The sequence below is a fragment of the Flavobacterium sp. TN-1 genome (genome assembly GCF_052828645.1).
Window position 1 is genome coordinate 95,849 of sequence record NZ_CM128253.1, and the last position, 13,532, is coordinate 109,380.

Genomic DNA, 13,532 nt, shown 5'->3' on the forward strand with positions numbered 1-13,532 from the left:
AAAATATTAGCATAATAACTAAAGACTGTCTAAACAATAGACTTTTATTACTAAGTACTATACACTTAGACAGTCTTGTAAGTAATTTTATTTTGTATTAGGTAAATTGGTTCCTACACTATAAGTAATGGGTACTTTACTATTGGCGGGAGATACTCTTACATAACCTTGCATTTCCTGATGTAAAGCACTGCAAAAATCAGTACAATACATAGGATACATACCTACTCTCTTAGGGATCCATTGTAAGGTAGCGGTTTCGCCGGGCATAATGAGTAACTCTCCATTATCAGCTCCTTTGATAGCAAAACCATGCGGAACGTCCCAATCTTGTTCTAAATTGGTAACATGAAAATATACTTCATCTCCTAGTTTTATTCCTTCAATATTATCAGGAGCAAAATGCGATCGGATAGAGGTCATGTATACATGAACGACTTTTCCTTTTCTTACTACTTTAGCTTCTTTTTCTCCTTTTGTTGCAAAAGGATGCTTATTTTCGGCAATTTTATAATACTTCAATTGTCCGTTATTTCTGATTAGATCTGCTGGTGCTGCTTGTGCATAATGAGGTTCTCCTATTGTTGGGAAATCTAAGATCATTTGCATTTTTTCTCCGCTAATATCAAAAATTTGAGCTGATTGAGCCAATTCAGGTCCCGTTGGGAGGTATCTGTCTTTTGTAATTTTATTATAAGCTATTAAGTATTTACCAAAAGGTTTTTTAGTATCTCCTCCAGGAATACATAAATGACCAACAGAATAGTAGGTTGGTACTCTGTCTAGTATTTTTAGTGTTTTCAAATCCCATTTTACAACTTCTGACGATACAAAGAATGTCGTATAGGCATTGCCTCTTTCATCAAACTCTGTATGCAAAGGTCCTAAACCTGGTTTTTGAACCTCTCCGTGCAATGCTTCTTCGTACTTTATTACGTTAATTCCATCAAATGTTCCTTCAAATTTTTTATGATTAATAGCTGTTATCATTTTATCAAAACTAAATACAGGAACTAAGGCCGCTAATTTTCCTGAACCTACAATGTATTCTCCTGAAGGATCTACATCACAACCGTGTGGTGACTTAGGACAAGGGATCATATAACAAATATCTTTTAGTTCTGCTGCATCTAAAACCATAACTTCATTTTTAATTTCTGAAGTAGCAGAATGTGTTTTATCATTCCATTTATTATGAGCGTATTTTACAGTTTCTTTTTTGGCTTTTCCTGCTTTTAAATATTCTTCTGCTTTTTTCCAATTTACTGCCATTATGAAGTCTTTATCTTTTTGAGAAGCATTAACCTCTAATAACGTATTCGCTTGCTCTGTATTGTAACAAGAAAAGAAGAACCAACCATGAGATTTTCCTTTACCCGCATGAGATAAATCAAAATTTACGCCTGGTGTTACGATTTGAAAAGCTAAATCCATCTCTCCTTCCTTACCTACTTTAACAAAACTTATGTGTCCTTTAAAGTTTTTCTTAAAAGTATTAATTTCAACATCTCCATTTGAATAATCCGCTGGTACACTAAACCGTGTTCCAGCGACTACATACTCTGTATTTTCTGTAATAAATGGCGATGAATGATTGCCTCCTGAGTTGGGCAATTCAATTATTTCAGTTGTTTTAAAAGTTTTTAGATCAATACGTGCTATACGAGGCGTATTATTAGCATTTCCAAAAACCCATCGTCCGTCAACTTCACCATTTGTTTGAGATAATTCCGTATGGTGCAGATCATCCCAAGGCACAAATCCATTGGAAGTATTCAGCATTGGCTTTGTTTCTTCACTATATCCCCATCCTTTTTCGGGATCTACAGAAAACACGGGAATTACTCTAAATAATCGACCACTTGGCAATCCGTAAACGCTTAATTGTCCACTAAATCCTCCTGAAACAAAATTATAGAACTCATCGTATTTACCTGGTGCAACATAAGTCTTCTGAGCAGCATCACCACTTACAGCATCGCCTGAATTTTTAGGTTTACAGGAAAAAACACCTCCTATAACTAAAATTAACAATCCGAGTTTTGAAATATTTTCATACATGATTTCTATTATTTAACACCATCATTTTTTCGCATATATTCTAAAATATTTCTAGCTTCATCATCTGTCAGACCTTGATTAGGCATTCGTACTAGACAAATTTCTAATTGTGCTTGAAGTTCAGGGTCTTTATCAATCATTGGATCTGGATTGGTTATAAAGTTCATTATCCATTCTGGTTTTCTTCTTTCCGTTACTCCTTTCCAACCTGGTCCTACTAATTTTTCATCTGTCGTTTTATGACAAGAAATACATTTAACTGCGGACACTTTTTCTCCTTCAGTTGCTTTTGCTAGGTCTAAAGTTCCTAGTTCAATTTTATCAAACTTTCCTTCTCCTCTATTGGGATCGTATGAAGAAGCGTCTGAATTAGATTCTTGCTTAGTTACTTGTTCTTGTGTTGATTTAGAAAAATCTTCTGTTTTTCCCTCTTTTTTTCCACATGAAACTAGGATTGTTAAACCTAAAATGATTGATGAAATTCGTTTCATAATTTTTCTTATTTATAATTACTATACAAATTTCCTACGAACATAATTAATTTCTTATGACCCTAATCATAAAAAGAATAATTGAATTTTTATAAAAAAAGCCCCAAATAGTGTCTAACTTTTTGGGGCATGTCCAGATTATCGGGCTTTTCTTTTTTTATAAGTTTTTTGATACTTTATCTATAGCATGAATGGTATAATCTAAATCTTCATAGGTCAAGGCATCAGTAATAAACCATGTTTCATAAGCTGATGGTGCAATATAAACGCCTTCTTTTACTAATCCATGGAAAAAATCTTTAAAATATTGGTTATCTCCTTTTTTAGATGTTTCAAAATCAATTATCTCTGCTTGATCAAAATGAACTGAAATCATAGATCCTACTCGATTAATTGTGTATAAAATATTATTTTTAGTTAATACTTCATGTATTCCTTTTTCTAAATAAGCTGTTTTTTGATCTAAGCGATTAAAAATTTCAGGGTCTTCATTTAATGCTTGTAACATTGCTAATCCAGCGGCCATTGCTAAGGGGTTTCCTGATAAAGTTCCTGCTTGATAAACAGGTCCTAATGGTGCTAAATGATTCATTATTTCATTTCGTGCTGCAAAGGCTCCTACTGGTAACCCTCCTCCTATTACTTTACCAAAACAAACGATATCTGCTTTGATATTAAATAATTCTTGCGCTCCTCCTTTTGCTAAACGAAATCCTGTCATTACTTCATCAAAAATCAATAATGTACCATGAATATCACAAACCTCTCTTAATGCTTGTAAAAAACCTTCTTTAGGGGGTACACATCCCATATTTCCTGCAACAGGTTCTATGATAATGGCTGCTATTTGTTCTTTATTAGCTTCTAACAACGCTTTTACATTATCAATATCATTATAATTGGCTAATAAGGTATCTTTAGCAGTTCCTTCTGTTACTCCTGGGCTATTGGGTGAACCAAAAGTAATAGCGCCACTACCTGCCTGGATTAAAAACGAATCAGAATGTCCGTGATAACATCCTGCAAATTTAATTATTTTATCACGATTCGTGAACCCACGTGCTAAACGAATAGCACTCATACAGGCTTCTGTTCCTGAATTAACAAATCGAATTTTATCAATATTAGGTACCATAGAAACCGCTAATTTTGCTATTTGTGTTTCTAATTCGGTAGGCATTCCAAAAGAGGTTCCTTTTTGAGCTTTTTCTATTACGGCTTTTACTACGGGTTCATAGGCATGACCTAAAATCATAGGTCCCCAAGAGTTGATATAATCTATTAACCGATTACCATCTTCGTCATATAAATAAGCTCCTTTGGCTTCTTTAACAAAAATAGGGATTCCTCCTACATACTTAAAAGCGCGTACAGGTGAGTTAACTCCTCCTGGAATAACTTCTGCCGCTTCCTGAAATAACTGACTGCTTCTTTGATAAATCATTTTTTTTCTAATGTTTGGGTTTAGTTTTACTTGAAACGGAGTACTCTCATTATGCCTGAATATTCAATTCTGAATTAATATGTTATTTTTAATGATCCACACGCGTATAACGAAAACTATGTTTAAAAATAGCCTTAAGGCTTCTAAAAAATTATTAATATTTGTCCGATAGCTATTGCGTTATCTACCAAACTGTTTTTTTGACGAATTTGTTCTACTGTTGTATTGTATTTTTTTGAAATAGCATACAATGTTTCTCCTTGTGCTACAATATGGGTGGTACCTGTATTAGGAATTTCTGTTTTAGAATTTGATTTGGTTAAAATTTTCACAGTATCTTTCACTTGAGGAGTTACCTCTTTGGGCATTGCATTTTTTGTTTCCTTTACTGTCTCTTCTGTTTTTGTTAAAGGAATGAAAACAAAACCTAAAACCTTAGAATCATACTCATGAAGTTTATATCGTTCAATAATAGAGATAAGTTTTTCAGGATATTTAGGATCAGTTGCATACCCAGACTTTTTTAATCCATACGCCCATCCTTTATAGTCATAAGGATCAAGTTTAAACAATGGTGCATACCAAGAACGAGAGGTTAAAAACAAGGAATGATCACGATAAGAATGAGAAGGATTTTCATATTTCCTAAAACATTCCTGAGCTGCATCGTCATCATAACGCACAGATTCTCCTGTCCATTCCTTATGACATTTGATTCCAAAATGGTTATTGGCAGTACGACAAAGCGTACCTGTACCCGCACCTGACTCTAAAATTCCTTGGGCAAGAATAATACTAGCGGGTACCTTATGTTCTTTCATATTATTCATAGCAACATCTTTAAATTGTAAGACATAACCATTGACTATTTCAGGGGTAACTTTTACCCGTGAGGTTGCTACTAACTCTTCTGATTTACGAAGATTTTGATCATTTGTAATTTCTTTTTCAGATTGAGTTCCTTTTTTTTGGGTAGTAGAATGTGCTGTTTTTTTGGTTGTTTGAATCTTCGGTTTAGAAGTTCCACAACTCACTAAGAAGAGAACTAATAAGAAATGTGTTATTTTTTTCATGAAGTAACTTTATTTTATATTTCTCTAGTATATAACTTAAACGAACTCTTTTAAAATTTGTTTTTATTTATAATATTTTTTAAAAACAAAATTTCAGTTATTCTTTACTTTTTACAATTATTTTAAAAGAAAAGTTCAAAATTATTGATTTTTTAAACTATGAGCATAATCAATTAATGTTTTATTTTTTTTATCTAAGAATTGATTCATTCCTTCTATCCCCTGTAATCCTCCTGTATGAATGGTTAAAATTTTTGCTCCTGATTTAAAACATCCTTTATGAATCATATCTATAACCCCAAACAGCATTTTGCCTGTATATATGGGGTCTAATGGTATTTTTGTTTTAGCATAAAATTTATTTAAAAAACAAATCAATTCTTCCGTTACTTTTCCATAACCTCCGAAATGGTAATCATTTACCATATCCCATTTCTTGTTATTTAATACCCATGATTGCACCTCAGCCTTTAAAAAATCACCTTTTAAGGCTGGAAATCCCAAAATTTCCTGATGGGATAGAGCACTATTAATGATCCCTGAAATAGTGCCTCCTGTTCCAACTGCTGTACATATATAATCATACACTCTATCTGATTCATTAAGAATTTCAGTACATCCTTTAATTGCTAGCTCATTCGTTCCTCCTTCTGGTAACCAATAACAGGTTCCGTATTTAGATTCTATAAAATCTTTAAAATCTACATTTTCTTTATCTCGATATTGCTCTCTGGTTACAAACTCAAATTTCATACCCCATTTTTGAGCAAATTGTAAAGTAGCATTATAACTTATTTCTTTCCAAAGTTCTTCTCCTCTAATAACTCCTAAACAATTTATCCCTTTTTCTTTACAAGCAAAAGCAGTAGCCGCAATATGATTTGAAAAAGCACCTCCAAAGGTTACCAATGTATCGTAATGATTTTTTTCTAAATATTTTAAATTATACTTAAGCTTTCGATATTTATTTCCTGAAATAAAGGGGTGAATTTGATCTTCTCGCTTAATAAAAAGCGTGATTTCATGAGGTAAAGGAATATCTATTTTTTGTATTAAACTATTCACTAGACAAAGGTATATTTTTTTATAAATTAAGCATTTTAGAATTTCTTTTTTATTAACAAAGAAAGAAAATTCTTATATTTTTTTAAAAAAAAGTAAAAACATAATCTAAAAATCAAATCATTAAAAAAACCTAGTGTTTGTAGTAGTTTCCAATAAAAAAAATTAAACAAAAAAACTTTATTGTTTGTAGAAAAAAATCGACAAAGGCTTTTTTTGCTTAAAATAAATTGTATATAACTCTAACAAATTCTATTTTTACGATCTACATGCTTAAAATATAAGCAAATATCTCCAAAAAAACAAACATTTATGAAAGAATTTCATACAAAAAAGAAAGGTTTATTTTTTCTTATATTATTTCTAGTTCTATTTATAGATGAAAGTCAAGGACAGGTATCATCATACAACTTTTCAGAAAGTAGCGGAGTATATAATTCTATCTCAGGTAGTGTAGCTATTAATACTGGATGGGACGAAAACGTAGTACCTAATATTCCTATAGGTTTCTCTTTTAATTTCAATAATTCTAATTATACAAATTGTACCGTTAGTAGCAATGGATTCATTACATTTGGTACAACAATACCTAATGGTTCTTTGTATAATCCTATTTCATCAGGAACGGGTTATAATGGTGCTGTAAGTGCGCTTGGAGTTGATATGGCTGATTCAGGAACAAAGGCAATCACTTATTCAACAACAGGATCCGCTCCTAATAGAGTTTTTACTATTCAATGGGATGATGCTAAAAGATATAATAGAAATGGAAATTTTGACTTTCAAATAAAACTATATGAAACTACTAATGTTGTTTCAATTGTGTATGGAATTTGTTCCCCAACTGGCACTACTACAAGTGAAAACATAAATGTAGAAGTGGGACTAAGAGGTGCAACTAATACGGATTTTAACAATAGAAACAAAACCAATCATTCTAGTTGGGCTTCAACAACTACTAGAGGAACCACAAACATCAATACATGTACAACTAACGGTTCAAGTGCGCCATCTAATGGTTTAACCTTTACATGGACTCCCATTCAAATTCAACCTTGTTCAACCCCTACAATTCAGCCCACAGAGCTAACTCTAACGTCTGATAGCTCTACAATAACTGGAAATTTTATAGAAGCAAAGCCTTCTCCTAATAATTATCTAGTAGTACGTTCTAGTACTAATATAAGACCAAATCCAATTAATGGAACTGTTTATACCATAGGATCTACAGCATTAGGATCTAATTATGTAGTCGTAGACACAGATACAAATACGTCTTTTAATGATAGTGGATTAGCAACTAATACAACGTATTATTATTACATTTTTTCTTACAATAATACCAATTGCTCTGGAGGACCTAGATACAATACAACAAATCCTTTATCAGGAAATACCAGTACAAGTTTTGCATACTGTATTCCTTCTTCTAATAATAATTCTAGATATATAAATAGTTTAGAATCTATAGGTACTGTAACAACTTATGCTAACAATAATACAGGTTACTCTCCTAATGGCTACGGAAATTACAGACATATTAACTTGTTTACACAGGTACAAGGAGGCGGTGTAAACCTATTAGCAACCCTACCAGATAAGCCCTTTCGTCAGACTATAAGGATATGGATTGATTGGAACAACAAAAATGGCGTTTTTGAAAGTAACGAATTGGTGTACACCACTGGTAGTATATACACGGAGCTAAAAAACACATTAGGTTTTACAATCCCTACCACAGTACCAGCTGGAACATATACTCTCCGAATTAGAACTTTTTCATCTAATGTTTTAGATCCTTGTGGAAATCACGACCATGGAGAAACAGAAGATTACACGATAACAATCTTACCTTATTGTGTTGCTAAAGTTAGTGCTGCCACATCAGGAAGTAGTTGTGGTCCAGGAACTGTTACTTTACAGGCATACGGAACCACTAATATCACGGAATTTAGATGGTATGACTCTGTAACAAATACACTGGAAGGAACTAGTCCAAGTACCATTGTTTCTGGACAAGCTACTACTACTTGGATCACTCCTTTATTAAACACAAGTAAAACATACAACGTTAAGGGGTATAATGGAACATGTCAAAGTTTCTATAATACTTTTGTTAATGCTGAGATAAAATCAACAACTGACATTAATTTAAATGCCTCATCAACTGTTATTTGTGGAGAAAATTCACAAGCAAAAATTACAGCATCTGTTGGAGAAACTAAATTTAATTTACTAACTGAAACATTTTCTGAATCTGACATTTCAGACACCAATTTTCTCGTAACACAAACACTTAGTAATTTCTTTTCTAATGCTACTTGGAAACTATATGTAAGTCCAACGGTTCCCATAAATACAACCGTTTTCAAACCTGCTATCAGTTCAGGAAACGCAGATAATACATTTGCACTCACAACTTCTGACTATTATAATCTTACAATGACCAGTAGAATGACAACTAAAAGCCCTGTTTCAACGGTTGGTTGTACTAGTGCAACCTTAACTTTTAGACATTATTACTCTGATTTTGATAATACAGATACAGCCACTGTTTATTATTCAACACTTGCTTCTCCTGATCCTGCAAATAGTTCTCATTGGACCCAATTAGTACAATATAATTCAGATCAAGGATTACCACATTCTTTTGTATCTGCTAATTATTCATTACCTATTGGCGTTCAAAAACTATCTATAAAATTTGAATACAAAGGTACTTGGGCTGAAGGCTGGGCAATTGATGATGTTTACATAAACGCAACAAAACCTTTTATCCCTAATTATTCATGGAATAATTCATCAGGTATATTATATGTTGACACAAACAATGATAATGTAGGTGATACTCTTTACACTAATCAAAACACATCAACTGTTTATTTTGCTCCTAAGGGTTCTTCTATAGAATTGCCTTCTTGGTCAACATCTGTAGAATCATTAACACCTAATGGCTGTTTATCTACCATTCCTATTACAATTACCAATAGTACTCGTACATGGAAAGGAACTATAAATGATCGTTGGGATACAGCTGGAAACTGGGCACCTGCTATTATTCCTGACAGTAATACTTGTGTAATCATACCTAGTACCGCCAAAATTAGAGGTACTGAATATACAGGCTATGGAAAAAACCTAACTATAAAATCAAACGGAAATTTAGAATTGCAAGCCAATAATAATTTAATTATTACAGACTGGATGGATATAAAAGGAGGAGGAATTTTTAATGTTCGCAACAATGCTAATTTTGTTCAAAGAAATGACAATCCTTCTCCTCCTAATTCTATTTCAGGTACTTTTACTATGGACAGAACGGCTACTGGCTTAAAACTATTTGATTACATATACTGGTCTTCTCCTGTAAACAATTTCCCTATTACCAGTGTCTCTCCAGATACACCAACTAGTAAAATTTTTCATTGGGTAACAGACCATCCTAATCCTAACGGTTTTGGTTTTGGCAATTGGTTTAACACAACTGAAAATATGCAACCAGGCAAAGGGTATATTATTAGAGTGGCTAATAACAACCCTACTTTTTCAACCACCTTTACTGGAGCACCAAGAAATGGCATCATTACAATACCTATTAAAAGAGGTCCATATATAGGAGCAGACTATAAAGGTACTACTGGACGTTATATAACTAATTTAGATGATAACTTAAATTTAATTGGTAATCCATATCCTTCTGCTATAGATGCTATCAAATTTTTAACCGAAAACGAAGCACTATTAGAAGGAGGAATTCAAATTTGGACACATAAAGGAACTATATCTAAAAACAATGCTTCTCCTTATTATCAAAATTTTTCTAATAACTATTCATATAGTGATTATTTAACCTATACTAAACTAGGATCCAGTCTAGGAAGTAGTACAGGAGCAGATACAGGATTTAACGGAAAAATAGCTGCGGGACAAGGATTTCTTATAAAAATGAAAGATGGTAACCCTTTAACAAACAATATCATTTTTAAAAATAGTATGCGCATTGACAATTCAAATAACGCTTATAATAACAGTCAATTTTATAGAACAACAGACAACAAAAACGAAAACCAACCCAATCGAATTTGGATTGATTTAGTAGATAGTAACTCTGCTAGTAGTACTTTTCTAATAGGTTATGCAGAAGGTGCCACTCCAGAAAAAGATTTTCTTTTTGATGCTAAAACTGATTATGAAGCACCTTTAAAGGCTTTTTCGCTACTAGATAACGACGCATATATCATTCAAGGAAAAGGAATATTTGATATAAACGACAAATTTAATATTGGCTATCAAGTACCTACAAATGGCTCATATAAGTTTGCTATATCTGAAGTAGATGGTCTTTTCAAATCTACTAATCAAAAAATATATCTAGAAGATTTATTAACAAATACAATTCATGATTTAACTGTAAGTCCTTATTCATTCAATAGTGAAACAGGAATATTTAAAGGACGTTTCATAATTAAATACACAAAAGAAACATTATCTAACAATAATGAAGAATACAATAATAGTGTCGTTATTTACGGAACTAATGAATTACAAATTAAATCAGAGTTATTCAATTTAAAAAATATTGAAATCTATGATATTTTAGGAAAAACTTTATTTCAAGCAAAAGAGATCAACCAAAAAGAATCCTTACTTCATTTAAAAAACACCCAAAATATAATCCTCGTAAAAATAACGCTCGAAAATGGCGCAATAATAACAAAAAAAGTAATTTACTAAACATATTTCAAGAATGCCCAAAAAGACCTCCTCCCTAAATAGTTGAGGTCTTTCTCTTTTCTATAAGCCTCTCTTTCAAATGATATATTATAATACGCTTGTTGCTTATCTCTAAATTGCACTAACCGAAACAAATATTCTAATCCGTACCAAATAAAAAACAACAAAACCAACATTTCTTTTTGCTGATGGAGATGAATTCTTTCATGATTCATAAAATACGGATCTCTTTTATCTTCTTTCTTCCTCATAAAAACAAATGGAAAAAAAGTAATTCCACGAAATCTTCTAGGTGTTAAATATTTAGATACTATAAAAAACATATATACAAATTTGATAAATTTGTACACATGAACAATGATTTAAATCCAAATAATTTAAAAGAAGGAGAAGATTTTTATTACACCCCCCAAGGATATAAATGTTTTACAGAAAAATACCATTTAAAACGAGGCTATTGTTGCAAAAGCGGATGTCGCCATTGTCCTTACGGATTTGATAAAAAAACAGGAATTATTAAGAAAACCAATTAATATCCACAATTATTCTAAAACTTAAAAACACACCATAAATACTGCTTATTGCTTACAGCATAAAGCTTAAAGCTAAACAAAATGACATTTCAAGAACAAATAACACAAGGAATTCCAAACGTTTTACCACAAGCAAAAACGTATGAAACACAAATTAATCACGCTCCAAAGCGTAAAGAAATATTAACCGAAGAAGAAAAAAAATTAGCTTTAAAGAATGCTCTTCGTTATTTTCAGCCCCATCAGCATGCTGAACTAATTCCTGAATTTAAGGAAGAATTAGAAAAATACGGACGTATTTATATGTATCGTTTACGTCCTGATTATGAGATAAAAGCTAGACCTATTACTGATTATCCTGGTAAAAGCCTACAAGCAAAAGCCATTATGCTTATGATTCAAAACAATTTGGATTATGCCGTAGCGCAGCATCCACATGAATTAATCACTTACGGTGGTAATGGCGGTGTTTTTAGCAATTGGGCTCAGTATAGATTAACGATGAAATATTTAGCTGAAATGACTGATGAGCAAACACTAGTCATGTATTCAGGACATCCTATGGGGTTGTTTCCTTCCCATAAAGATGCTCCAAGAGTAGTCGTTACAAATGGCATGATGATACCCAATTACTCCAAACCTGATGATTGGGAACGCTTCAACGCTTTAGGAGTCACTCAATATGGTCAGATGACAGCAGGAAGTTATATGTACATTGGTCCCCAAGGAATTGTACACGGAACAACCATTACCGTTTTGAATGGATTTAGAAAAATCAATAAAAATCCAAATGGAGGCTTATTCGTTACCTCTGGATTAGGAGGAATGAGTGGTGCTCAACCAAAAGCAGGAACAATTGCAGGATGTGTAACCGTTTGTGCTGAAGTAAATCCTAAAATAACCAAAATACGTCATGAACAAGGCTGGATTCATGAAGTTCATGAAGATATAAACATTCTAATTACTCGTGTTAAAAAAGCATTAGAAACCAAAGAAATCGTGTCTTTAGCCTACTTAGGAAACGTGGTAGATGTATGGGAACGTTTTGATGAAGAAAACCTACATATTGATCTAGGTTCAGATCAAACATCCCTACACAATCCTTGGGCAGGTGGTTATTATCCAGTAGGCATCTCATTTGAAGAAGCCAATGAAATGATGGCTAACAACCCTGAACAATTTAAAATAGAAGTTCAAAAAACATTACGTCGTCACGCAGAAGCTATAAACAAACACACCGCAAAAGGAACTTACTTCTTTGATTATGGAAATGCGTTTCTTCTGGAAGCCTCACGCGCAGGTGCTGATGTTATGGCTGAAAACCCAACTTTAGGTAAAGAGTTTAAGTACCCTTCCTATGTTCAAGATATCATGGGACCTATGTGTTTTGATTACGGATTCGGTCCTTTCCGTTGGGTTTGTACATCTGGAAAACCCGAAGATCTACAAAAAACAGACAACATAGCTTGTCAAGTTTTAGAAGAAATGATGCAAAATTCACCAGAGGAAATTCAACAACAAATGGCGGATAATATTCAGTGGATTAAAGGTGCACAACAAAACAAATTAGTTGTAGGATCACAAGCACGTATTTTATACGCTGATGCTGAAGGTCGTACTAAAATTGCACAAGCATTCAACAACGCCATTAATAAAGGAGAAGTTGGCCCTATTGTATTAGGTCGTGACCATCATGATGTGTCAGGTACTGATTCCCCATATCGTGAAACATCTAACATTTACGATGGGTCTCGATTTACAGCTGATATGGCAATCCATAACGTCATAGGCGATAGCTTTCGTGGCGCCACTTGGGTTTCTATACACAACGGTGGTGGTGTAGGCTGGGGAGAAGTAATTAACGGCGGTTTTGGTATGTTATTAGACGGTTCAAGCGACAGCGATAGAAGACTAAAATCCATGCTTTTCTGGGATGTTAACAATGGTATCTCAAGAAGAAGTTGGGCAAGAAATGAAGGTGCTATTTTTGCTATCAAAAGAGCAATGGAACAAGAACCTTTATTAAAAGTGACCTTACCTAACTTAGTAGACGAAACACTCTTATAAAACCAGATATTTGCTTTGGTATATTTTTTGTTGTAATTTTATAACAGTCTCTTAAAATTTTCAATAT

The 13,532-nt window shown here is 32.9% G+C and carries 9 protein-coding genes; 3 read left to right on the top strand and 6 right to left on the bottom strand.

Translation table 11 applies throughout. The annotated features are described in order from the left end of the window. Nucleotides 1-87: 87 nt before the first annotated feature. From nosZ to ACUXZJ_RS00395, 5 genes are all read right to left on the bottom strand, one after another. Nucleotides 88-2,061 (bottom strand): Sec-dependent nitrous-oxide reductase, encoded by a 1,974-nt coding sequence (gene nosZ, locus ACUXZJ_RS00375; RefSeq protein ID WP_446195514.1) that lies wholly within the window; start codon nt 2,059-2,061, stop codon nt 88-90. Between the two features lie 8 nt (nt 2,062-2,069). After that, entirely contained in the window at nt 2,070-2,552 is a 483-nt protein-coding gene (locus tag ACUXZJ_RS00380; protein WP_060382937.1) for a c-type cytochrome, read from the bottom strand. 157 nt (nt 2,553-2,709) lie between these two features. Further along, nucleotides 2,710-3,996 (bottom strand): glutamate-1-semialdehyde 2,1-aminomutase, encoded by a 1,287-nt coding sequence (gene hemL, locus ACUXZJ_RS00385; protein ID WP_063743153.1) that lies wholly within the window; start codon nt 3,994-3,996, stop codon nt 2,710-2,712. A 143-nt stretch (nt 3,997-4,139) separates the two neighbouring features. Further along, a complete protein-coding gene (locus tag ACUXZJ_RS00390) occupies nt 4,140-5,069 on the bottom strand; it encodes a glucosaminidase domain-containing protein (protein ID WP_060382939.1) in 930 nt (309 codons plus the stop codon). A gap of 141 nt (nt 5,070-5,210) precedes the next feature. After that, a complete protein-coding gene (locus ACUXZJ_RS00395; RefSeq protein ID WP_063743154.1) occupies nt 5,211-6,134 on the bottom strand; it encodes a 1-aminocyclopropane-1-carboxylate deaminase/D-cysteine desulfhydrase in 924 nt (307 codons plus the stop codon). 309 nt (nt 6,135-6,443) lie between these two features. Here ACUXZJ_RS00395 and ACUXZJ_RS00400 point away from each other — a divergent pair, with 309 nt between their 5' ends. Next, the gene (locus ACUXZJ_RS00400) at nt 6,444-10,865 is read left to right on the top strand and encodes a GEVED domain-containing protein (protein WP_063743155.1); all 4,422 of its coding nucleotides are present in this window, start codon (nt 6,444-6,446) and stop codon (nt 10,863-10,865) included. Here the strand turns inward: ACUXZJ_RS00400 and ACUXZJ_RS00405 are convergent. Continuing rightward, on the bottom strand, nt 10,862-11,188 hold the full coding sequence (locus ACUXZJ_RS00405) for a hypothetical protein (protein ID WP_060382942.1): 327 nt from the start codon (nt 11,186-11,188) through the stop codon (nt 10,862-10,864). The two genes, ACUXZJ_RS00400 and ACUXZJ_RS00405, sit on opposite strands and share 4 nt — an antisense overlap. A 27-nt stretch (nt 11,189-11,215) precedes the next feature. Here ACUXZJ_RS00405 and ACUXZJ_RS00410 point away from each other — a divergent pair, with 27 nt between their 5' ends. Both ACUXZJ_RS00410 and ACUXZJ_RS00415 read left to right on the top strand, forming a co-directional pair. Next, entirely contained in the window at nt 11,216-11,398 is a 183-nt protein-coding gene (locus tag ACUXZJ_RS00410) for a DUF5522 domain-containing protein (protein ID WP_060382943.1), read from the top strand. An 81-nt stretch (nt 11,399-11,479) separates the two neighbouring features. Further along, on the top strand, nt 11,480-13,465 hold the full coding sequence (locus tag ACUXZJ_RS00415) for a urocanate hydratase (protein WP_060382944.1): 1,986 nt from the start codon (nt 11,480-11,482) through the stop codon (nt 13,463-13,465). Nucleotides 13,466-13,532: the final 67 nt, after the last annotated feature.

What these genes read in the sequence shown, in the direction of transcription:
- hemL (WP_063743153.1), bottom strand. Translation starts at nt 3,996, where the DNA reads ATGATTTATCAAAGAAGCAGTCAGTTATTTCAGGAAGCGGCAGAAGTT.
- ACUXZJ_RS00380 (WP_060382937.1), bottom strand. Translation starts at nt 2,552, where the DNA reads ATGAAACGAATTTCATCAATCATTTTAGGTTTAACAATCCTAGTTTCA.
- ACUXZJ_RS00415 (WP_060382944.1), top strand. Translation starts at nt 11,480, where the DNA reads ATGACATTTCAAGAACAAATAACACAAGGAATTCCAAACGTTTTACCA.
- ACUXZJ_RS00405 (WP_060382942.1), bottom strand. Translation starts at nt 11,188, where the DNA reads ATGTTTTTTATAGTATCTAAATATTTAACACCTAGAAGATTTCGTGGA.
- nosZ (WP_446195514.1), bottom strand. Translation starts at nt 2,061, where the DNA reads ATGTATGAAAATATTTCAAAACTCGGATTGTTAATTTTAGTTATAGGA.
- ACUXZJ_RS00410 (WP_060382943.1), top strand. Translation starts at nt 11,216, where the DNA reads ATGAACAATGATTTAAATCCAAATAATTTAAAAGAAGGAGAAGATTTT.
- ACUXZJ_RS00390 (WP_060382939.1), bottom strand. Translation starts at nt 5,069, where the DNA reads ATGAAAAAAATAACACATTTCTTATTAGTTCTCTTCTTAGTGAGTTGT.
- ACUXZJ_RS00400 (WP_063743155.1), top strand. Translation starts at nt 6,444, where the DNA reads ATGAAAGAATTTCATACAAAAAAGAAAGGTTTATTTTTTCTTATATTA.